General features: G+C 34.5%; 21 protein-coding genes and 1 pseudogene. 10 read left to right on the forward strand and 12 right to left on the reverse strand.

Translation table 11 applies throughout. The features are described 5' to 3' along the window. Window positions 1-4: 4 nt before the first annotated feature. From metG to ACFILH_RS01205, 6 genes and pseudogenes are all read left to right on the forward strand, one after another. Window positions 5-1564: a methionine--tRNA ligase gene (metG, locus tag ACFILH_RS01180; RefSeq protein ID WP_375637624.1), complete on the forward strand. Its 1560-nt coding sequence runs from the start codon at window positions 5-7 to the stop codon at window positions 1562-1564. Continuing rightward, entirely contained in the window at window positions 1554-2327 is a 774-nt protein-coding gene (locus ACFILH_RS01185; RefSeq protein WP_273791049.1) for a TatD family hydrolase, read from the forward strand. Before metG ends, ACFILH_RS01185 begins: the two co-directional genes overlap by 11 nt. A gap of 10 nt (window positions 2328-2337) precedes the next feature. Beyond that, on the forward strand, window positions 2338-3147 hold the full coding sequence (locus tag ACFILH_RS01190; protein WP_375631133.1) for an MBL fold metallo-hydrolase: 810 nt from the start codon (window positions 2338-2340) through the stop codon (window positions 3145-3147). A 109-nt stretch (window positions 3148-3256) separates the two neighbouring features. Further along, window positions 3257-3616: a hypothetical protein gene (locus ACFILH_RS01195; RefSeq protein ID WP_375613428.1), complete on the forward strand. Its 360-nt coding sequence runs from the start codon at window positions 3257-3259 to the stop codon at window positions 3614-3616. A 74-nt stretch (window positions 3617-3690) separates the two neighbouring features. Further along, a pseudogene (locus ACFILH_RS01200) lies at window positions 3691-3942 on the forward strand (MBL fold metallo-hydrolase); the annotation flags it as partial. A 123-nt stretch (window positions 3943-4065) separates the two neighbouring features. Then, window positions 4066-4428 (forward strand): hypothetical protein, encoded by a 363-nt coding sequence (locus ACFILH_RS01205; RefSeq protein ID WP_375637625.1) that lies wholly within the window; start codon window positions 4066-4068, stop codon window positions 4426-4428. Window positions 4429-4729: 301 nt separating this feature from the next. Here ACFILH_RS01205 and ACFILH_RS01210 read toward each other — a convergent pair whose 3' ends face one another. The 3 genes from ACFILH_RS01210 to pcsA are packed head-to-tail and all read right to left on the reverse strand — an operon-like array spanning window position 4730 to window position 7025. Continuing rightward, window positions 4730-5143, reverse strand: coding sequence for a DUF6163 family protein (locus tag ACFILH_RS01210; protein WP_375667249.1), 414 nt, complete (start codon window positions 5141-5143; stop codon window positions 4730-4732). Continuing rightward, on the reverse strand, window positions 5140-6186 hold the full coding sequence (locus tag ACFILH_RS01215; RefSeq protein ID WP_375657781.1) for an enoyl-CoA hydratase/isomerase family protein: 1047 nt from the start codon (window positions 6184-6186) through the stop codon (window positions 5140-5142). Before ACFILH_RS01215 ends, ACFILH_RS01210 begins: the two co-directional genes overlap by 4 nt. A gap of 26 nt (window positions 6187-6212) precedes the next feature. Next, the gene (gene pcsA / locus ACFILH_RS01220; RefSeq protein WP_375657780.1) at window positions 6213-7025 is read right to left on the reverse strand and encodes a phosphatidylcholine synthase; all 813 of its coding nucleotides are present in this window, start codon (window positions 7023-7025) and stop codon (window positions 6213-6215) included. Between the two features lie 182 nt (window positions 7026-7207). On the opposite strand from pcsA, the gene ACFILH_RS01225 reads away from it, so the two are divergent. The 4 genes from ACFILH_RS01225 to sodC all read left to right on the forward strand — a co-directional run bounded on the left by ACFILH_RS01225 (window position 7208) and on the right by sodC (window position 10489). Continuing rightward, complete coding sequence (locus tag ACFILH_RS01225; protein WP_375637628.1) at window positions 7208-8434, forward strand: UbiH/UbiF family hydroxylase; 1227 nt, start codon at window positions 7208-7210, stop codon at window positions 8432-8434. 427 nt (window positions 8435-8861) lie between these two features. Continuing rightward, a complete protein-coding gene (locus tag ACFILH_RS01230; protein WP_273791056.1) occupies window positions 8862-9206 on the forward strand; it encodes a hypothetical protein in 345 nt (114 codons plus the stop codon). After that, a complete protein-coding gene (locus ACFILH_RS01235) occupies window positions 9184-9540 on the forward strand; it encodes a hypothetical protein (protein WP_375631138.1) in 357 nt (118 codons plus the stop codon). The genes ACFILH_RS01230 and ACFILH_RS01235 overlap by 23 nt, the downstream gene beginning before the upstream one ends. Before the next feature lie 421 nt (window positions 9541-9961). After that, window positions 9962-10489 carry a superoxide dismutase [Cu-Zn] SodC gene (gene sodC, locus ACFILH_RS01240; protein ID WP_273791249.1) on the forward strand — a complete coding sequence of 176 codons (528 nt, stop codon included), beginning with the start codon at window positions 9962-9964 and terminating at the stop codon, window positions 10487-10489. Window positions 10490-11031: 542 nt separating this feature from the next. Here the strand turns inward: sodC and ACFILH_RS01245 are convergent. From ACFILH_RS01245 to ACFILH_RS01285, 9 genes are all read right to left on the reverse strand, one after another. Further along, window positions 11032-11970: a COG2958 family protein gene (locus tag ACFILH_RS01245; RefSeq protein ID WP_375643431.1), complete on the reverse strand. Its 939-nt coding sequence runs from the start codon at window positions 11968-11970 to the stop codon at window positions 11032-11034. A 376-nt stretch (window positions 11971-12346) separates the two neighbouring features. Continuing rightward, window positions 12347-15100, reverse strand: a complete 2754-nt coding sequence (locus ACFILH_RS01250) for a DEAD/DEAH box helicase (protein ID WP_375667250.1) — start codon at window positions 15098-15100, stop codon at window positions 12347-12349. Window positions 15101-15122: 22 nt separating this feature from the next. Continuing rightward, window positions 15123-16763: a site-specific DNA-methyltransferase gene (locus ACFILH_RS01255; protein WP_375667251.1), complete on the reverse strand. Its 1641-nt coding sequence runs from the start codon at window positions 16761-16763 to the stop codon at window positions 15123-15125. Between the two features lie 83 nt (window positions 16764-16846). Next, entirely contained in the window at window positions 16847-17248 is a 402-nt protein-coding gene (locus tag ACFILH_RS01260; protein WP_273791253.1) for an SUF system Fe-S cluster assembly protein, read from the reverse strand. Continuing rightward, on the reverse strand, window positions 17241-18485 hold the full coding sequence (locus ACFILH_RS01265; protein ID WP_375667252.1) for a cysteine desulfurase: 1245 nt from the start codon (window positions 18483-18485) through the stop codon (window positions 17241-17243). The genes ACFILH_RS01260 and ACFILH_RS01265 overlap by 8 nt, the downstream gene beginning before the upstream one ends. A 10-nt stretch (window positions 18486-18495) precedes the next feature. Then, entirely contained in the window at window positions 18496-19758 is a 1263-nt protein-coding gene (gene sufD / locus ACFILH_RS01270) for a Fe-S cluster assembly protein SufD (protein ID WP_375667253.1), read from the reverse strand. An 11-nt stretch (window positions 19759-19769) separates the two neighbouring features. Further along, window positions 19770-20525, reverse strand: coding sequence for a Fe-S cluster assembly ATPase SufC (sufC, locus tag ACFILH_RS01275; RefSeq protein WP_273791255.1), 756 nt, complete (start codon window positions 20523-20525; stop codon window positions 19770-19772). 160 nt (window positions 20526-20685) lie between these two features. Then, window positions 20686-22197, reverse strand: coding sequence for a Fe-S cluster assembly protein SufB (sufB, locus tag ACFILH_RS01280; RefSeq protein ID WP_375657774.1), 1512 nt, complete (start codon window positions 22195-22197; stop codon window positions 20686-20688). 138 nt (window positions 22198-22335) lie between these two features. Further along, complete coding sequence (locus tag ACFILH_RS01285) at window positions 22336-23511, reverse strand: cysteine desulfurase family protein (protein WP_375657773.1); 1176 nt, start codon at window positions 23509-23511, stop codon at window positions 22336-22338. Window positions 23512-23560: the final 49 nt, after the last annotated feature.

Consider the following 23560-nt stretch of genomic DNA (forward strand, 5'->3'; position numbering starts at 1 on the left):
TGACATGCGTGACACATATTACATAACAACTCCCATTTTTTATCCTAATGGTGCTCCACATATTGGACATGCTTATAGTGCAATTGCAAGCGATGTTTTAGCCCGCTTTCAACGGTTAAACGGAAAAAATGTATTTTTTCTTTCTGGTACAGATGAGCATGGTCTCAAGATGCAACAAACAGCAGCTGCATTAGGCATGACACCTCAGCAGCTTGCAGATCGTAATAGTGCGGTGTTTCAAAAAATGCTTGCAGTATTAAATTGTTCTAACGATGATTTTATCCGTACGACAGAAGAACGCCATTATCAAGCTTGTCAAGAAATTTGGAAAAAGATGGAAGCAAATGGCGATATTTATCTCGGTCGTTATACGGGGTGGTATTCGGTTCGCCAAGAAGCCTATTATGAAGAAAAAGATACGGAAGTTGGACCAGACAACATCCGTCGTGAGAAGGAATTAGGCTCTCCAGTTGAATGGAATGAAGAAGAAAGTTATTTTTTTAGACTTTCTCATTATGAAAAGGCTCTTCTTGAATATTATGAAAAACATCCTGATTTTATTGCTCCATTTGAGCGGCGTAATGAAATTATAAGTTTTATCAAATCAGGTTTAAAAGATATCTCTATTTCACGCGCAAGTTTTAACTGGGGAATTGCTGTTCCTGAGAATCCAAAGCACGTGATGTATGTCTGGGTTGATGCGCTTACAAATTATCTATCAGCAATAGGTTTTTTCAATGAAAATTCAAAAAAACGTGATTTTTGGCCTGCAAATACGCATATTATTGGTAAGGATATTATTCGTTTTCATGCAGTCTATTGGCCGGCATTTTTAATGTCTGCTGGAATTGAATTGCCTAAAAATATTTTTGCACATGGTTTTTTACTTAATCGTGGTGCAAAAATGTCAAAATCTATTGGAAATGTCGTTGATCCTTTTGAAATGGTTGAACACTATGGTCTTGATCAGGTCCGTTATTTCCTTCTCCGTGAAGTGCCATTCGGACAAGATGGTAGTTATAGTCATGAAAGCCTTGTGAACCGTATTAATGCTGATCTTGCTAATGATCTTGGTAATTTAGCACAGCGCTGTTTGTCTATGATTGCCAAAAATTGTAATGCACAAGTCCCGAAACCAGCTTCATTTTCAGCTCAAGATAAACAGCTTTTAGAACAATCTCTTCAAGTACTTGAAACTGTACACCAAGCTATGTCTTCTTATAGTATGCATTTAGCACTTTCAGCTATTTTTTCAATTGTAGCAGATGCCAATCGCTATTTTGCCAACGAACAACCTTGGAGTTTACGTAAAAATGATCGAGAGCGATTTTCTACAGTTCTTTATATAACTGTAGAAATCTTGCGGAGAATAGGAATTATGCTTTTGCCTTTCATACCCCAATCAGCAGCGAAACTTCTTGATAGCCTTGCGGTTGCTGAAGATGATCGGTTATTGTATCATATAAGTCATTCAAAAATTCAAGAAGGGCTTGATCTTCCACCACCAGAACCAATTTTTCCTCGTTATATCTTGAAGAAAGAAGATACTCATCATGTTGATTGATACACATTGTCATCTTGATTTTGAAGATTTTTCACAAGATTTGGATAATGTTATCCAACGGGCTTTAGATGCTGACGTTAAACGTATGATAACAATTTCAACCCATGTTTATAAGTTAGATAAGCTGTTAGCCATTGCGCAAAGCTATGATCAAGTCTTTTGTTCCGTTGGAACACACCCCAATCATGCGCATGAAGAACAAAATATTACAGCGGAAGAGCTTATACAGCTCTCGAATCACCCTAAAATTGTTGCGTTTGGGGAAGGGGGACTTGATTATCATTATGATTATTCTACTCCAGAAGAGCAAAAGAAAGTTTTTCATGAACATATCATTGCTTCTCGAGAAACACAGATTCCTCTTGTTATACATTCACGCAATGCCGATATCGATATGGAGAAAATATTACGTGAACAGACAAAAGAAGGAGCTTTTCCCTTTATCCTTCATTGTTATTCGTCTGGAATGCAACTTGCTCGTGCTGGAATTGAACTTGGTGGTTATATTTCTTTTTCAGGTATTCTTACTTTTAAAAACGCATTTGAAATCCGTGAAATAGCAAAAATTGTGCCCCATGAGCATTTGTTAGTGGAAACAGATGCTCCATTTTTAGCACCTAGTCCCCATCGGGGCAAAACAAATGAACCATCTTTTGTATGTTATACAGCAGCTGTTTTGGCTGAAACAATTGGCTTAAGCATTGAAGAAACAGCTCAAATAACAACGCGTAATGCTTTTCGTTTATTTAGCAAAATGAAATAAGGCAAAAGATATGTGTGATCAATACCGATTTACAATATTAGGTTGTGGTCCTTCTCCAGGAGTGCCAAGACCTAATGGTGATTGGGGAACATGTGATCCGAATAACCCTAAAAATAAACGCTACAGAAGTTCTTTATTAGTTGAACGTATTAAACCTTCAGGAGGCAAAACAACGATCGTTATTGATACAGGTCCAGATTTTCGCTCACAAATGATCGATGCGCGTGTAAGCCATCTTGATGCTGCTCTTTACACGCATTCTCATGCAGACCATATCCACGGTATTGATGATTTACGCAGCTATGCACTTGCACAAAAATGTTTAATAGATATCTATGCCGACAGATTTACACTAGAGCATCTCAAAAGTGCTTTCGGATATTGTTTTCAAACTCCAAAAGATTCATCTTATTCTCCCATTTTAAAAGAGCATCTTATCAATGAAGATAGCCAATTTATTATTCAGGGGCAGGGCGGAGAAATAAGCGTCAATACACATTTACAACACCACGGAAACATTCATTCCTTAGGTTTTCGGATTGGGAATGTTGCCTATTGTACGGATGTTAGTAAATTTCCTGAAAAAACTTTATCCAAATTAATGGATTTGGATGTTCTCATCATTGAAGCTCTTCAATTTAAATCCCATCCGAGTCATTTTTCTGTTGATCAAGCATTACAGTGGATAGAATATTTAAAGCCAAAACAAGCAATACTCACACATATGGACAGATCGCTGGATTACAATAAGGTTATAAATTACGTTCCATCCTATGTAAAACCTGCATATCAAGGTCTTACTTTTGAAACAGATGCATAAGCTTATTATGCGCAATATTTTAAGTTAAATAAAATACTTTTAAATTTATCCTTTATTTTATTTCATTTCTGACATATTTAGTGTTTTTTATGTCAAAAATGAGGCTTTTATGTATAAGAATTTTAAGCGGGGTGTATGTATTGTGGTTTTAGCGGTTTCCTTAACAGCATGTGGGGGGCGTTTAGAAAAAAATATTGCAACGACAACATTACATGACGGATCAATGAGTTGTGCCGATATTCAACGGGAGTTTTTTGCTAATAAACGTCAGATTAATGATACAATTGCAGAGCGTTCTAAAGCAAGAAATAAGAACGTGGCTTTAGCAGCAGCAAGTGTTGTATTTGTACCTGCTTTGTTTTTTATGGATACTAAATCCAGTGAAAGTAATGAAATTTCGGCTTTAAACAATCGTAATGCTGTTTTGAGTGATCTTGCACGTATGAAACGTTGTAAAATAATGCAATAATTTTCCTTATTTTATTATACGTAATTTCATTATCACTATTTTTGGTCTTTAAGGAATGTACTTTAAAGACCAATTGCACAGATGTTAGTGAGTTTCCTGAAAAAACGTTATCCAAATTAATGGGTTTGGATGTTCTCATCATTGAAGCTCTTCAATTTAAATCTCACCCAAGTCATTTTTCTGTTGATCAAGCATTACAATGGATAGAATATTTAAAGCCAAAACAAGCAATACTCACACATATGGATAGATCGCTGGATTACAATGTGGTCGCAAATTACGTCCCATCCTATGTAAAACCTGCATATCAAGGTCTTACTTTTTAAACAGATGCGTGAACTTATTAACGAAATATATTTTTGTTGATAGTATATTTGTTAAAATTTTAATCTTACTTTTGCTCTATTTAAATCTCATTAAAAACATTTTGTGTTAAAAGTGAGGTTTTTATGTATAAAGAAAATTTTAAATGGGGTGTATGTATTGTCGTTTTAGCGTTTTTTTTGACAGCATGTGGGGGGCGTTTAGAAAAAAATATTCCAGTTACCACATTACATGATGGAACAATGAGTTGTTCTGATATTCAACGGGAATTTTTTGCTAATAAGCGCCAAATCGATGCTACAATTAGAGAGCGTTATAAAGCAAGAAATAAAAATGCGGCTTTAGCAGCAACAAGTCTTGTATTTCTTCCTGCTTTGTTTTTTATAGATCCTAAATCCAGTGAAAGTAATGAAATTTCAGCTTTAAATAACCGTAATGCTGTTTTGAATGATCTTGCACGTACGAAACGTTGTCAAATAGCACAATAATTTTTCTTAGTTTTATTATACGTAATTTCATTTTTTGGTCTTTAAGGAATGTACTTTAAAGACCAAATTTTATTTTAAAAGTAAATTGTATGATATAAATATGATGATGTTTTAAAGGAGGGTTTTCTTTTGGGATAAAGGATTTATCTTCTGTATCATGTTATCGCATAATATATATTATGGAACTTTATAGAAATAGTATATCTAGCATCAGCGCTTTGAAGAATGAATCTTTAAAATGAGCTACTTAAATTAGCTAAGATTGAAAATCGAGCCTGTTATTCTGGCTCGAAAATTTCAATCACAATGTTTTTTTATTTTTTACTCTTTTAAAAAAAATCATCACAATTTGTAGTGCTATAAAAGCTAAAAACAATATTCCATGAAATAATGGTACAAATGGCTGATAAATAAAATCGGAATAATACATTGTTATTGCTTCAATCAATGCTGCAATACACCACACAATGATGCCCCATAGTGAATACATCCAAAGTCCAACTAAGGCAATAGGATAGAGAATAGCCAATATAGCTGATGCAAATTGCCACTGCCAAGGCATAAGATCAAAACGCCATAGAATACCTGGAAAAACACCAACAAGGCGTATCCAATAACAAATACCTAGAACTAAGCAAATAAGTGCCAAAAACCGTAAGTAACAGTTATAGATTAAATTGATTTTTGAAATATGTTTGTGAGAATTATTTTTCACAATAATAACTCTTGTTCAACAGGTTGGAAGTAAGAATCTACCATTTCATCTGTCACATTTGAAAGTTTATCTGGCTGCCATTGAGGTCTTTTATCCTTATCGATTAACATAGCACGTATACCTTCATAAAAATCATGTGAATGAATCATATGATGCGCTATGCGGTTTTCAATTTTCATACAATCTTCCAACGTTTGAGATGAATTTTGTTTCATTTGTTTCCAGATAACTTTTAAACTTGTCGGGGAACGTGACTGCAAAATATCATAACATTCTTTAGCAAATAAAACATCTTCATTGCTTTTTTTATGTAGCAACTCAAGACATTCTTCTAAGCTATGGGCACTAAAACAACTGTTAATAATACAACGTATTTCATGACTTGTTTCATAGTCTTTTGTAATTGCTCGCTCGTTTAAAGCTAAAGTGGGATCTCCTTGCTCAATAACAGCTTTTCTAATCATATCGAATTCAGTTTCAGCAACGGCGTGTGTTGCTAATCCTAAATTTAAGCAATCTCCCCACTTTATGCGTGCGCCCGTTAATGCAAGATAGATGCCAAAATGATTGGGAAGAGATGGTAAGAAAAAACTTGCACCTACATCTGGGAAAAATCCAATCGCACCTTCTGGCATAGCAAAAACTGTATTTTCTGTAACAATTCGATGCGAACCATAGAGAGAAATACCGACCCCTCCTCCCATCCAAATACCGTTTAAGAAAGAAATGTAGGGCTTTGAAAAATGTTTGATATAAGCATTTAAGCTATATTCATCCCTAAAGTATTGACAAGCAGCAACACTTTTCCCCATATGATAGATTTCTACAACATCTCCACCAGCACAAAAAGCACGCCCCTCCCCTTCAATTAAGACACAAGAAACATTATCATCTGTTTCCCATGTTCTGAGAGCTTTTTTTAAAGCTGAAACCATTCGTTGATTAAGAGCGTTTAATGCTGAAGAACGTGTGAGCTTTATAATACCAGCCCGCCCTTCTTTCGTAAAAGAAATATCATCATCTGCTCCAAAATTAATTTGCATCTCACACCCTTCTTAAAACAACTATTTCATTGTTTTTTTATATTTTTTGCCCCAAGTTGAGGAAATATTTGCATGATTGCACCAATACAATATATATAAATTCCTGTTACCGAAATTCCTATTTTAATCCAATAGGGAGCCTCTAGTTGATAAAAGAAGGCAGAAATACCAAAAAAACACCATAAGAGAAAAATGGGAAAATTAACCCTACGTAAACGAAGGACTCTTACTGGATGAATAAAATAAATTGGCAAAAAAGATATAATCGCCGATAAAACAATAATGATAAAAGTAATCCACTCTCCTGGTCTGACGACAAAAAGCGTAAAAATCATCATATTCCAAACAACAGGAAATCCTTTAAAAAAATTTTCTTTGGTTTTCATACTAGTATCTGCATAATAAATAGCAGATGAAATAACAATAATTGCACTCAATGAAAATGATAACCCTACCCCCATAAAACCACTTTGATAGAGTGCAAAGGCAGGAATTAAGACATAAGTCACGTAATCAATAATATTATCTAACAGCTCTCCAGACCATGTTGGAAGAACGTATTTAACATCAAGTTTACGTGCAATTGGTCCATCTATACCATCAACGAGAAGAGCAAGCCCAAGCCAACAGAACATAGCTGTCCATTCTTTTTGAGAGGCTGATATAAGAGAAAGAAACGCTAAAAATGATCCCGAAGCTGTTAGTAAATGAACAGAAAAGGCCTTTGCTTGTGGCATTGTTACTTTTTTATGGCGTAATAATTTAGCATTTGTTTTGATTTTCTTTGTTAGTTTACGTTTCAAGTTTTTCTTATCCTCGTTTTTAAAGTCTTCAACCATCTATCAATACGCCATTTTTTACCGATGATATAACTCAGCATTTTAAAAAATCATAAAAAGGTTACTTTTTTATATCGCATTATTTATTACATACTATAATAGAAGAGCTTCATATAATAAAAAGAGAGCGATCATTTGGAAATGTTAAAATATTTTCTCAATGGAGAAAGGTTCAAGTCATTGTGATATTTGAAAAGGAAGAGCATAAAGATATTGCTGTTATTGGTGCAGGCCCTGTCGGAATGTTAGCGGCGCTGAGTCTTGCACATGAGGGGCTTTCTGTTTTTCTTGTTGGGCCCCCTGCTCATACAGATGAGTTACGGACAACTGCTCTTATGATGCCTGCAATACGCATGCTTCAAAAACTCAATATTTGGGATAATCTTCAAAAACATGCAGCAGCTTTATCTTCCATGAGAATTATAGATATAACTTCTAGAATTGTGCATGCTCCTACGGTGCATTTTTCTTCTGCTGAAATTGGTGAAAAAGCTTTTGGCTATAATATACCTAATGTAAAATTGAACAGTGCTTTAGTCGATGCTGTTACACATACGCCCAATATTACAAGATTTGTTTCTGCAGCCAAATCTGTTCATCACACAAAAAAACATGTATGTATTACTCTTGCTGATTGTAGAGTCATTCAAGCACCACTTGTTATTGCAGCTGATGGACGTCACTCTCTTACACGTGCCGCAGCAGGGATAAGTGTCAAACAGTGGAATTATCCACAAAAAGCACTTGTTCTCAACTTTTCTCATGAGTTTTCTCATCAAAATACATCAACCGAATTTCATACAGAACACGGTCCATTTACACAGGTTCCACTACCAGGACGAAGATCTAGTCTTGTATGGGTTGTTCATCCTTCCCGTGCTGAAGAATTATTGAATACAGAACCAAAAACAATTGCAAAAATGATCGAAAACAAAATGCAATCAATGCTTGGAAAGCTAAGCTTAGAAACATCAATTCAAGCATGGCCGCTTTTCGGACTTCTTTCTCGTCATTTTGCTGCTAATCGAACAATTTTAGTCGGTGAAGCCGCTCATGTTTTCCCCCCTATTGGGGCACAAGGATTGAATTTAGGATTCCGTGATGTCCAAACTTTAATTGATATTTTACCTAATAAAATATCCAATTCTAACTCTGAAATGATTGTTGCACATTATAACAAATGTCGCAAACCAGATATATTAATCCGAAGTGGAGCTGTTCATACACTGAACTCTGCTCTACTTTCTCATATGTTGCCTGTTCATATCATACGAAGCATTGGGCTTGGTTTGTTACATAGTTTTCCACCATTACGTAATTTATTTATGCGCGAAGGAATGTATCCGGGTTATGGATTCAAGGAAATTATGCAAATATCTCCAACAAAATCATCAAAACAGCCCTACTGAACAATAATGGATAATAACGTAAAATAAAAAAATAATAAATTGCATTTTGCAATCATATCATATTACTGATGCAAAAAATATCTTTGTTCTTTCTAGGAAAGAAAAAATTATTATATATATTTAGCATATTGATATGAAATAAGATAAAACTTAATTATAGACTAAAGCTTAAATTGTAAAGATATCTTGCTAAATCACATCTGTTAAATTTTGCACTATAAAGAAAATGAAAAATAATACCGTTTTTAAAGAGTTATTTTATAATATTAATTTTAATAAGAAAATAAATAATAAAAAACAGTTTTATTTAATCAATGGATTTTAAAATCTTTTTATTATTAAGTATAATATTAAAAATAAAATCATCTTTGGAACCTGTTAGTAACACAGAGGTTAATGAAGTGTTGTTTTAACAAATGGTAACAAGATGACACTAAATAAATTTTTGAAATTAAGTACTTTTTTTATAATGATTGTATGTGTCTCGTTGATAGTCACTACTTCAATAAGTGAAGTTTTTCACCTTCCTTATTGTCAAACCTTTACCTATAGCTCTACTCAAAATGTCACTAAAATAGGTCAGAACTCATTTACTGCTTCACAAGTTAAAAATTGTCTTATGCAAAATGGTTTTGAGAATATTAAACGATTGCGTTTAGATGACAATGGCATCTGGCGTGCTTTAGTAAAATTTAAAAAGTCCCATTTTTTCGTATCCGTTGACTATTCAGGAACGGTTAGCATTCAAAATGAAAGAAAAGAATATGATTGATTTTAAAACTTACAGCAACGTTTCTTTTTACAGCCGTAAGAAAAAAAATTTAAAAAAGTGCTGCCATTCTATTAAAGAATTTGCTTTCATTGGCGGTTTAAATGGAAGCATATCAGGAGCTATCGCGGCAATTCTTTCAGCTTATGGTTATATTGCTCTTCCAGGATTTGGTCCAGTTATCGCAATGGGTATAGGAGTAGCACTTTCTGCCGGAATAATAATAGGAGCACTGATAGGATCAGGAATGGGAGGAAGTGTCGGTATATGCTGTATTTTATGGGAAATTTATATGAATCATAATAATTCTTTCTCTTATAAATTTCATAATGAATAGAAATTTCTCGTCATTTTTTCTATGAAAAACAATTAAATCATCAACAAATTATATGTTCTTTTTTTTGATGAAACGATTATCATATTATAAATGAAATAACATCTAACTTATTAAAACTGTTTGCTTAATTCTTTATTATACATCAAAAAAGTAGATTTTTTAAAGCATCTCTTGAAGAAATGTAAGCGAGATATAATTATCAGTCTATGGAAGCTACATTTTTTATAGATCAAAAAATGAAAGTTATGTTTAGAAATATATATATAAACATACTTTAATTTATTTGCTCTTTCTAATAACTAATATTTCTATTTAAATTATTTTTGTAAAAGTTCAATTTAAGACACTTATATAATATATTATTAATATAGATTATTAATTATAGATAATAATCTATTTAAAATAAGTATAAAGGTATTTTATGAAAAAAATATTATTATCATTATTGTTTTTTATGGCATTTTTAATTCATAAAAATTCTGTATTAGCACTATCAACACAAGTAAATATTTATAAATTAGAAGATAACAATTTCAAAAAGGCTATTGGTAGCATTAAAATTGAAGAAAACACGTACGGTTTGATTTTCATCCCTAATTTATCTACTTTATCAGAAGGGATGCATGGTTTTCATGTACATGTGAATCCTTCATGTGATACAAAAGATGGCATAATTGGTGGAAGCGCAGGTGGACATTATGATCCGGAACATACCGGAAAACATTTAGGACCTTATAATGTCAATGGTCATCTTGGTGATTTACCAGCACTTTATGTTGATAAGCACGGATATGCCATAATGAGCGTTCTTGCTCCACGATTAAAAAAAATCTCTGAAATTAAAGGGCGCTCTTTAGTCATTCATTTAGGGGCTGATAATCAATCAGATAAACCATTACCGCTTGGCGGAGGTGGTGCACGTTTAGCGTGCGGTATTATTGAAAAATAAAGAGAGTATTGTGGCAAACTGTGATAGTACACCCCTTTACTATAAGATGTGAGAAAAATTTATTTTTTAAATCTATTTCAAGAAATTGAGTAAACTGTGTGAATATTTTATAAAATTAATATTTTTGAATGTTTACTTCGGATAATAAAAAACTTAATAATAATCAAAATGAACAGCAGTAGAAATTAAAGAAATAGTAGTGTAAATTCTCCGTAAGAAGACTTCAATATGAGAAAGTAATATTTTTAATGCTTGATATAAACAAAGCAAAAAAGTCGAATTTCACTCTCTAAAGTAGCAAATTTGTAATAAATTATAGTCATTAAGTCTAGTATCTAATGGAATCATGCCCAATGCACAAAATAGAACAGGCCTAAAACAGAATTTTTACTCTTCCCCGACTCAACCCCACTCATGAGGTACGCGAAAAAAATTTAATTGATACAATATCAATATAATAAGTCAAACAAAATAGTTAGAGTAATTTTTCATCACTCTGAAAAAGGGGCTTTTAAACAATGGAGTCTTTTTAAAAATACCCCTCATAGATACATATGATCCCAATCTAGAGAACGCATCTCACCAGTTTGATAAAATTGACGAATAAGCTTAATATAATCAAGAAAATCTTTGTTTTCCTCCACTAATCTATTAGCAGTATCCCAGTCAATATCACTACGTTCTTTGGCAGGAATTAAGATCTCACTCTCGGAAGAGTTTTCCTTATTAAGTCTTATAAATCCAATTCCATGCAAACTTGAAAGCATCCGAAGCTCTTTTAATGTATCAACTCCTTCAATTTCACTAGCTACTAAATAACTCAAATTAGCCCATGAAGAATTACTAACTGTTTGAAAAAATGCTTTTCGTAAATTTGAACGATTGATGAGAATTTTTACTTCAAAAGACCAAAGCTTTGTCTTTTTATCAAAATATTGCAAAACACAGTCTTTGATTTCACGATTCCATTCCTTGCTTAAATCTTGCATCCCTACGAGATCTGGATAAAGCCATTTATTTCCGCCTGCACCATGTTTATTACGAGAACATTTCTCATTAATGCGCTTGCTATAAACTGCAAGCTCTGACCATAAAAATTTAGATAATAACGGATAAAGATCATGCTCTTTAACAGAGCCACCTTCTGTTCTACTCTTTGCATTGTCCTCTATTGCGTCAATTTCAGCACTATCTGTTTGTTTAGTAAAATAATATTGTCGCGGTCGTCCTTCAGTGGTTTTAATTTCTGAATAACGCTTTTGTAATTGAGGGCGCTGCGATCCTATTTCAGCAACAATTTGCTGAATAAGAGCAGCATCACTATTAAGGGGATTGATTATCGCCGTTGAATGCTTTTGTTTTTGGCGGCATTTCTCTGGGTAATTTTCAAATATCCATTGAGCAATTTCTCGAGCTGTAAACTTTTTTGTCGGGTTTTTCTTTAAAAAATTAAAAACAGTGTTTGTTAAATTTAAAGTCATATGAAAAACTCCCCCTTTTATTCTCTGGGTATTTCATTATATTCAGGCGTTTTAAATGAAAGAACAATAAACTGTTTAAGTTTTTTAAAAAAAGAACATTTATCAAATTACTCAATAAAATCAAAATATTTTTTTAATTTATGACTATAACTCAAAGATCTTTTCACATAAGGAAAATAAGATTGTACTTTTATAAAAAATTGTAAATGTGCTACAAATCCCCATACAAAAGCATAATCTTGTATAACTTTTCTATACATTTTTCTTTTTATTTTAACGTCGTTAGAAAAAAGTTAAAAATAATTATTCAAACATTTGATTGAACCTCACACCCGTCAATTAAAAAACTTATGTGTTTTATTTTTGAAGCAAAAAGTTACGAGCTCTCAAGTATAGATTCTGAAATGGTAAACTCTGCACACAAACCTTCAAAACTACTATTTGCTTTAATAGCATCATGGGGAATAAGAACATAATACCATTTTTTATCGCCATAAGTCGCCGCATAGCGCGTTGCATGACAACACCATTGAACTGCAGCTTCTCTCTTTTTTAAAACAATAGGATTTTGCATTTCAGAGGCTTTTTTAGGCTCACAAAGATATTTGGCATCCTTCGTTTCTACAACAAAGTCCGGTTCATAAGTCGATCCTTTATCATATTCTATTCTGAAAAAACCTCGAGCGGGTTTCATCCATTTCAAGACTTGTGCATCATCCTCTAATATTTGAGCAAATCGTAATTCCCCTTCTACTGAATCAAACTTTTGTAAAGGATAACAGCATTTTCTAAAGCCGCTGAATACAAGTTTTTTAATATCACTTTTAATGGCAGGAATATTACGAAAATCAAGAGGAGACGTCCCTTGCGGTAACACATAATGGATAGGTGATAAAGTTGTAAAACCTCGTGTAACTTTAACCGCATAATCTTTTTGCGTTTCCCATTGATGTTCTCTTAATTGCGCAACAATAAAACTAGTAAGCTTGTGCTGATAGTGAATTAATACGTTCTCAACAGCTGTATCATTGGGTAAATAAGATCGGAAATGTTCTACTATCTGACTAGCTAATTTTCGTAATAAGAGCGTATGGTTATCATAATCGACAAAGTCATTATCAATCAAACCACGAATGATGTAGTTTTCAAGATAAGGCTCTTTTACATATTCATTCTTAGAAGTAAGAAAAATGCTTTTATGGGTACGCAATTCTCGAATTAAAAGTTCTTTACTAACAGGTTGAAAATTTAAGCTTTCTAGATTTTTTAAATCAAAATCATAAAAACCATAAGTAACATCACGCGAAGGTATGAGTATAATATTTGGAATATCTATTATCAGTTCTGTTAATTGTTTTGTCAGAATTGTCACCACTTTTGATACAAGAGACTTTTGTGATGAAGGCTTAATATTCATAACTTTATTAGCAATTTTTTCTTGTATCTGTGCAGAACAAAGCATTTGAGAACTTGGCAATTTATCATTCTCTTTGATAAGATCCCACGCGATCGCTGCAATTTCTTGCTCCTCAGGCGTTAATGTAGGGGAATCTGTATTACGTAATATGATACCTTGTAAATCAGAAGATGCTCCATTTATATCGGAATTACGTGTTACCATCGTTTGCATCAATAAAGCTTCTACTTGACTTGGAACTGTCACTATATCTGTCTTTTCAGAGGATATATCACCCCCTGTTCCAATCTCAATATGCTTTTTTATAATTGAGTTTGGATCGTTTGCACGATCAATAATATCTTGAAAACGATCATGCGCAATAATTGTTAAACGATCAATAGCTTCCACGCCTGTTCTATACCCATAAGGCAAACGCAATCCGCGCCCAATTGTTTGCTCTGTTAAAATTTCTGAAGCCGATGCACGCAACGGTACAATAGTATAGAGATTAGTAACATCCCACCCCTCCTTTAATTTATTAACGTGAATAACAATTTCTGTTGGGTTATGAGAATCTTCAATTGCAATCAGCTTTTGAATATTTTGATCTTCTTCTATATTCGACTGTTTTGTATGAATCTCTATAACTTTTCCCTTATAAGCTCCTGCAAAAAAATCATCTGATTCCAATAAATCACGCAATTTCTGTGCATGATTTGTATCTTGAGCGACAACTAAAATAAAAGGCTTAACGAACTTTTTGTTATAATCTTTTGCATAGACAATTAAATCTGCTTTCACGTTTTCATGGGCATGAATTGCATCTTGTAATTTGATATGTTCTAATTGTTCAGATGTATAATTTTGAGGTTGAAAATCTTTACGTGTAGCAACAGCAGGCTCTTTTACAAAACCATCCCTCATAGCCTCTGCAAGTGAATAACTATAGACAACATTTTTAAAATCTACGGGTTTTGCACCTATTGTTTTTGGTGTCGCTGTAAGCTCTATTCCTAAAACAGGTTTTAACTCATTAATTGCTGCCGCACCAGCAGAAGCTCGATAACGATGTGCTTCATCCATTAACAAAACTAAATCAGGAAGATTTGCGAGATAATCAAAATAACTTTCACCAATCGTTTCTTGTAAGCGTTTAATTCGCGGAATACTAGATTTTAGTGCGCCTTTTTTATTATCTGTTGTATTAATTTTAGAAATATTAAAAATATTGATAAAGGCCGTATCTCTATTCTCAAACAAACGCTTTTGTCCTTCAAAATGGTGTTCATCAACGCGAATACCTTTACCACTTTCATAATCTTCACCTGTAATAATAACGGGTCTATTGGCAATAAATTCACTCATTCCACTGAAAACATACTTCGGACTTTGGGGACTAAAATCCTGTTTTAACTTTTCATAAATAGTCAAATTTGGCGCTAAAACAAAAAAATGGCGACTGCGACCTGTTAAGTAAAGATAGCTAATAAAAGCCCCCATAAGTCGCGTTTTTCCAACACCCGTTGCTAAGGCAAAACAAAAAGAGGGAAAGTTTCGTTCAAAATCTTGTACAGAAGGATAAAGATTTTTTATCACTTCTAACTCTGCAACCAAATCAGCATTTTTAGAAAGCTCTATATTTTCTAAGATTTTAACCAAAATATTTAAAGATTCACGTTGAGGATCACGTAACGATAAGCGAGCAGAAATCCTTTTTTCAATAGTGTTCATGAAAAACTCCGCTTTTTATATACTATTCAAATAAATCTAATTCTGCTTGCGCAATATCTTTATTTTTGTTGTTTTCTTTTACCACAATCACTGGTTCAAGATTGGCTACATTTAAACTGTAATCGTCCCTTCCCCATTCGCATTTTTCTAACACTGCACGGGGGATTTTAGTGAGTGTCAGATTTTCAAAGGATGCTGATTTTGTATCAAAGGCTGTACCACAAATCAGCAACGTGCGATGAGAGCCTACCTCTTCACTCATTATACGGAGTTGTTCATGGGTCATAGCGCTTGTTGTGACATAAATATAATCTGTTTCGGTTGAGTACCCTTGCATCCAATAATGATTTTCATCAGGTGCATAGGTAAATCCCATATGTTTGCACATTGCTTCTGAAAGCATCGCAGCATTATATTCGCGACTAATAATCCATTGTCCCCATGGATCTTTTTGTAACAGAGAAGGTGCAAGGCGATAATAGCGAAATCCACCGCCACCTTGCCAATTGACACTTTTGGAAATTCCCCCTTGATCAGTTCCATCAATGACTTGTTTTAAACGAGGGATAATGTGGGTGTGACAATGCTCACCAAGTTCAATCATAATCCACTTTCTTCCCATTTTATGGGCAACAGCACCGGTTGTGCCGGAACCCGCAAAAGAATCTAAAACAAGATCACCAGGATTAGTGGCAAGTTGAATGATGCGTTCCATTAACCGCTCAGGTTTGGGAGTTGTAAAGACATTATCAGAATTAAAAACTTTGACTTCTCTTTTGGCATCTTGGTTGTGTCCCACTTCTGTATAGAGCCAAATCGTCATTGAAACCATACCATTTTTTACTTCTGATAAAAAACGTTTCATAGAAGGAACATTACTTCCTGTTGGACCAAACCAAATACGATTATCGTTCAATAATTCAAAGAATTTTTTTTTATTCATAGCCCAACTTCTACCATTAGGAGGCATTACCTTGCGTCCAGAAGGTGTGATGATTTCATAAATATCCTTAGGTGTTACTCTTTTTACGGATAAATCTCCAGATTTCCAAGGACCGCGAGGATCATTATCAGGATTTTTATAGCGCGCATCCATATTGTTTGAACGAGGAAGCAATTGAGGGCGCCAAATCGTTTTATCTTTGGCATAAACCATGATAAAATCATGGTTATCGGAAAGCCATTTTGTATCATTTTGTGGAGCATATTTCTTTTGCCAAATAATATTGTTGATGAAATTTTGGCGACCAAAAATTTCATCCATCATCACTTTAAGATAGGCTTGTTCATCATCATCAATTGATATCCAGATACTTCCATCATCCGCCAGTAAATGATGTAACAATTCTAGCCTGTCTCTCATAAGACTGAGCCATATGGAATGCTCTAAACCATCTTCATAATGTTCAAAGGCATTGCCTGTATTATAAGGCGGATCGATATAGATACATTTTACCTTCCCCGTATATTCTTTCTCAAGCGCTTTGAGCGCGAGCAAATTATCACCAAAAATAAGCTTATTATCAAAAATATCTTGGGATGATATTTGATGCGAAGCGTGATAAGATTTTTCAAGATCTTCTAATAAGATACGAGGCTCTAGTTTTGGGCGTTTTTCTTTTCCAATCCAAGTGAGTTCTAGTTTTTGTTTATTATAACTCATGAGATCGTCCTTAAATTCAAATGCTTGTGAAAAGTAAACAGCTTATTCATGAATGGCTAAATTAGAGTCTCTTAACAATACTTTTAGTACCATCCGACAGCAATTTGAGCTTCTTCTGACATACAATCAGGTGTCCATGGTGGATCAAAAGTCATAGTGACTTCAACATACGAAACCCCTTCAACTGCACTGACTGCATTTTCTACCCACCCCGGCATTTCACCAGCAACAGGGCATCCCGGTGCTGTAAGAGTCATTTCAATTTTTACTGAACGATCATCTTCAATATCAATACGATAAATCAGTCCTAGCTCATAAATATCAGCAGGAATCTCTGGGTCATAAACTGTTTTAAGAGCAGCAATAATATCATTCGTCATACGATCAATTTCATCTGCTGGAATTGCTGATATGTAAGATTTTTTATTTTCACTTACAGTTTCAACAGATTCTGTAGAATGACGCTCTTCAATTAATTCAGCCATTAAAAAATGTCCTTGTTTCTTGCAATGCTTCTACCAATTGATCTATATCTTCTTTAGTGTTATACATGGCTAACGATGCGCGGCAAATAGATGTTAGACCAAAGCGCTGTAATAAAGGCTGTGCACAATGAGTTCCCGCACGTATTGCAACCCCTTTTCTATCAATAAACATAGCGATATCATGGGCGTGAATTCCTTCAATTGTAAATGATATAATAGCTCCTTTATTGGGAGAATGACCATAAATACGCAATGACTCAACCATTTTAAGTTTTTCCTGCGCATAAGCTAAAAGGGACCTCTCATGGGCATGAATCGTGCTACGACCTTTCTCTTGTATATAATCAATAGCCGCAGTTAATCCAATAGCTTCAACGATAGGAGGGGTACCTGCTTCAAAACGGTAAGGAGGAGCATTATAAAACACCTTATCGGTTGTTACCTCCTCGATCATTTCCCCTCCCCCTTGAAAAGGACGCATTTCTTCTAATCTATCTTCTTTACCATACAAAACACCAATACCAGTGGGACCATAAAGCTTATGACCTGTAAAGACATACCAATCACAATCGAGATCTTGCACATCAACGGTTAAATGTACTGCTCCTTGAGAACCATCAACAAGAACCGGAATAGAATTTTGATGTGCTAGTTTAATAATCTCTTTAACAGGAGGCACAGTTCCTAATATATTGGACATATGCGTTATAGCAACAAGCCGCGTTTTTTCGCTTAAAGCCTTTTGGAAATCTTCAATGTGCAGAACACCATTTTCATCGACAGGAACAAAAATAAGTTTAACACCTTTTTGTTCACGGAGAAAATGCCAAGGAATAATATTTGAATGATGTTCCATGATCGTTAGAACAATCTCATCACCTTCTTTGAGTTTTGGCATCGCCCAACCATAAGCAACAGTATTAATAGCTTCTGTTGCATTTTTCGTAAAAACAATTTCTTCAGCTTTTTGAGCATTTAGAAAAACACGAACGGTTTCACGAGAATTTTCATAAGATTGTGTTGCTATATTGGCTAAAAAATACATTCCCCTATGCACATTAGCATAACTATAGTGATAATAATTATTCATTGCATTGAGTACTGACATTGGTTTTTGGGCAGAAGCACTACTATCAAGATATGCTAATCGCTTTCCATAAACTTGATGGTGTAAAATAGGAAAATCACGCCGAATTTCTTCGACATTATAAGTAAATGTTTGTATGTTATTTTCCATTTTTTCTACCTTAAACATTTTTTTCAAGCCATTTACTAATGATATTCTCCAAAACGATTTGAATCTTATCCTGCTTGATGTCATCAATGAGCTCAGAGATAAATCCTTTAATCAAAAGTGCACGAGCCGTTTTAAATGGGATACCACGCGCCATAAGATAAAAAAGATAATCATGATTAATATTAGCAACTGTTGCACCATGACCGCACGCAACATCATCAGCAAAAATCTCCAGTTCAGGCTTTGCATTAAATTCTGCATCATCTGAAAGAATAAGGCTATTACAAGCCATGCGTGCATCTGTTTTTTGCGCTTTTTGAGAAACACGTATTATTCCTTGGAAAACACCAACAGCCTTATCTGTAACCACATTGCGTATAATTTCGGTTGATGTTGACTTTTCTTCCACGTGACGAACAGTCATTGTAAGATCACTATGTGTTTGTCCTGATAATAAATTTATGACGCGTAATTGAAAATTAGATTCTTCTCCCTGTAATTCAATATCGATTTCTTGGCGATTTAATTGACTCCCTATATTAATGACATAAAGTGATAACTTCGCTCTTTGATCAAGAACAGCACAAAATCGACCAAATTGTGTAGAATTAAAATCACGATTGCGAATGAGAATCCACGTAACATCACTATCAGCAGCAATACTTAATGAAAATATTGAACTGACAAAGGTATCTTTATCATTGCCAACCTGATGTTCAATAAACATAACTTGACTATTTTTATCAACTTTTATATCCGAAAAAATATGAGATTGTCCCCCCATTTGTATATTTTGTAATTCAATGGGTATATTTAACTTTGTATTTTCAGGGATGTGAAAAAGCCAACCATCTGTAACAAAAGCTGTATTTAACTGTCCAATAAAATCTTCATCAGAAATGTTTTGATTTATCTGCACAGAATTATCTTTTAATGCGTCTGAAAGGCGTTTTACTGTAATATTGTCTACCTTTGACTCTATCGATGTTTTTCCATTGTTTATGGAGAAAACAGCACTTTCTGAAAGCAATGCATCAACCAATTGATTGTCTTGAACTTTTGAAAAATTGCTAATAGACTTCAGTAAGGTACGCAGATTGGTATAATGCCATCTTTCGATTTTACGGGAAGGAAGCCGTGTCATTTGAAACTGCTCAATAGTTTTCTTGCGGATTTCCTGTACAGCTTTATCACCAGGTAAGTCGTTTACATACTGATTAAAATTACTGAGGATATTTTCTTCAACCGCTAACAAGTTTTGCTGTGCATTCATATTTAATAACCTCAAACCGCTTCCCTGATAAGATCAGCATACCCATTTTCCTCTAAATAAAGCGCTAAGGATTTATCACCGCTTTTGATAATTTGTCCTTTATAAAGAACATGTACCGTATCAGGAATAATATAATTAAGTAGCCGTTGATAATGGGTAATCACCAGAAATGAACGTTTTGAATCCCGAAGTTTGTTAACACCATCTGCAACAATTTTTAGTGCATCAATATCTAAACCAGAATCCGTTTCATCTAAAATGCAAAGTTTAGGTTCAAGAAGTGCCATTTGTAAAATTTCAGCGCGTTTTTTTTCTCCACCTGAAAAACCTACATTTAATGGACGCTTTAGCATATCCATATCTATTTCAAGTTTGGCTGAAACTTCTTTAACATATTTTATAAATTCAGGAATTTTAAGTTCTTCGTGACCTCGTGCTTTGCGTTGAGAGTTCATCGCAACTTTTAAAAATTCCATTGTTGCTACTCCTGGTATTTCCATTGGATATTGAAATGCAAGAAAAACACCATATGCAGCACGTTCTGCTGGATCCATTTCTAAAAGTGATTGCCCATTATAGAGAATATCTCCTTCTGTTATTTCATAATCATCACGACCAGCAAGTAAATAAGACAAAGTTGATTTTCCGGCTCCATTTTGTCCCATGATAGCGGCAACTTCTCCATCTTGAACTGTCAAGTTTAAACCACGAATAACTTTTGTATCGGTCTCAGCAATACGGGCGTGCAAATTTTTTATCTCTAACATAATTTAATCCTGTTTTGGCTGTTTTTTCAGATACAGATGCGGATTATTTTGCCTTAGCATCCATCTACTTTTGTAATTAGCATAGAGGTCATTTTTAGCATTATATGCTACTGTTACAGCCTTTTTACATAAAGTCTTCTATTTATCTAATTAAATAAAATTATCCAACACTACCTTCAAGGCTAATACCAATAAGCTTTTGTGCTTCGACAGCAAATTCCATGGGAAGTTTTTGAATGACCTCTTTTACAAAACCATTTACAATTAATGCGATAGCTTCTTCTTCGGGAATTCCTCTCTGCATAACATAAAAAAGTTGGTCATCAGAAATTTTTGATGTTGTGGCTTCATGTTCAAACTGAGCTGTTGCATTTTTTGCTTCAATATAAGGAACTGTATGTGCACCACAATCATTCCCGATTAACAAACTATCACATTGCGTAAAGTTACGCGCATTTTGTGCTTTTCGATGAGCTGTGACTTGTCCTCGATACGTGTTATTTGAAAAACCTGCAGAAATACCTTTGGAAATAATGCGACTGGAAGTATTTTTTCCCAAATGAATCATTTTTGTACCGGAATCAATTTGTTGATGACCGTTTGCAACGGCAATAGAATAAAATTCTCCACGCGCATTATCACCACGGAGTAAGCAGGATGGATATTTCCAAGTAATCGCAGAACCAGTCTCAACTTGTGTCCATGAAATTTTAGAGCTATCACCTCGACAATCTCCACGCTTCGTCACAAAATTATAAATACCACCCTTTCCATCTCTATCGCCAGGATACCAATTTTGTACTGTAGAATATTTAATCTCTGCATTTTCAAGGGCAATAAGCTCAACAACAGCAGCATGAAGTTGGTTTTCATCACGTTGGGGTGCTGTACACCCTTCAAGATAAGAAACATAGGAATCTTCAGCGGCGATAATCAATGTTCGTTCAAATTGGCCAGTGTTGCGTTCATTAATCCTAAAATAAGTTGAAAGCTCCATAGGACAACGAACCCCTTTGGGAATATAAACAAATGAACCATCTGTAAAGACAGCTGCATTTAAGGCCGCATAATAATTATCACTTATAGGTACAACTGTTCCTAAATATTCTTTAATAAGCTCAGAATGTTCAATAATCGCCTCTGAAATAGAACAAAAAATCACACCGGCGCGTGCCAACTCTTTTTTGAATGTTGTTACAACAGAAACAGAATCAAAGACTGCATCAACAGCCACCTGCCCCGATACAGACATACTGTCATCAAAAGTGGAGGGATCAGACTGTTTTCTTACTCCTGCCAAAATCTCTTGTTCTTTAAGGGGAATGCCAAGTTTCTCGTACGTTGCTAATAACTCAGGATCCACTTCATCCAAAGATTTTGGTCCTGTATGATTTTTTGGAGCAGCATAATAATAAAGCTCCTGAAAATCAATTCTAGGATATTCAAGACGCGCCCAATGAGGCTCTTGCATTGTCAGCCAACGTCGGTAAGCCTTTAAGCGCCATGTTAGCATCCATTCAGGCTCATGTTTTTTAGCGGAAATAAATTTGATAATATCCTCATTTAAGCCTTTTGGAGCTTTATCGGTTTCAATATTGGTTTCAAAACCATATTTATATTGGTCAACATCTATTTCACGTACTTGGCGTATCGTTTCTTGTATTGCCGGCATAAATTTTCTCCATTTTTTGGCGTCAAAAACCGGTAACTAAAGTCTTGTTTTTTACAAGATTAAAGTAAGCAAGTTATCTCTAGGCTATAGGTAAAGTGCAAAAATTTCAATCAAACTTATTTTATTTTTAAAATAATTCTAATTTTTATAACTTTCTGATGATAAACCTTCCCCTTTTTTCCTGCTTATAATTTGAGAAAAAAACGACAGAAAATCATCAATATCTTCAGAAGTTGTGCCACGCCCTAGCGAAATGCGAATGGCACCATTTGGAACATGATACCCCATTGCCTCCAACACTTTGCTTTGTTTTACTTTTCCCGAAGAACAAGCAGAGCCGGATGATAAAGAAAACCCTTCTAAATCAAAAGCAATTTGCATCGTTTCAGCTTTTATATTTTTCACGGTAAAGTAAGTTGTATTTGGCAAACGTTGAACTCTTTTGCCAAAAATTTCAACATTTTTACTTATTCTTTGTAGTCCATCTTCTAATTTATTGCGTAAATATATTAACTGTTTTATTTCCTCCTGTGTGAAGCAATCAGTTATTGCTGCCCCAAAAGCAGCAATAAGGGGCAATGCTTCTGTTCCTCCACGGAGACCTTTTTCTTGTCCTCCCCCAGTAATAAGAGGGTGTGGCATGAGAAGATTACCACATGAAACAAAAGCACCGATTCCTTTCGGACCGCCAACTTTATGTGCAGACAATATAAAAAAGTCTCCTCCTAGCTGATTAATATCCACAAAATTTTTATCTACATATTGTGTCAAATCAACAATAAGAGTGCCTCCTAAATCCCGAACAATAGCGGCGATTTCTGTTAATGGTTGAATAACACCCGTTTCACTATTTGCAGCTTGAATAGCAACAAGAGGTAAACCTTTTGTTTTATCATGAACCGTTAAGAGTGATGTTAATTTATCTTGTTGTATGAGCCCATCTTGATCAACAGCAATGACGCTTATCAACTCTTTAGAAAAACGTCCTCCCTCTGCCACAGAGGGATGTTCAGTCGCTCCAAGGTAAAGACGAGAAAATTTAACTTTTGCATTCCCCATATTGTAAAAGGGTGTTAACAAAGTCATTGCGGCTTCACTCGCACCAGAGGTAAATACCACGTGATCTGGATCTGTTTTAAGATTTTCAGCGATTTGCCGACGAGCCTTTTGCAACAAAGTTTTAGCCGCACGCCCTTCCTTATGAACAGATGATGGATTACCAAATATTTCTAAAGATTCCAGTAACGCTATTCGTGCCACTTTTTTGAGTGGTGTTGTTGCGTTATGATCAAAATATCGGCGTTTTATAACCATTTTACATCGCAATCATTAATCTTATGAATTGATTAAAAAAATAGCGCAA

It is taken from the genome of Bartonella sp. CL435QHHD, assembly GCF_042195095.1.
Lineage (GTDB): Bacteria > Pseudomonadota > Alphaproteobacteria > Rhizobiales > Rhizobiaceae > Bartonella.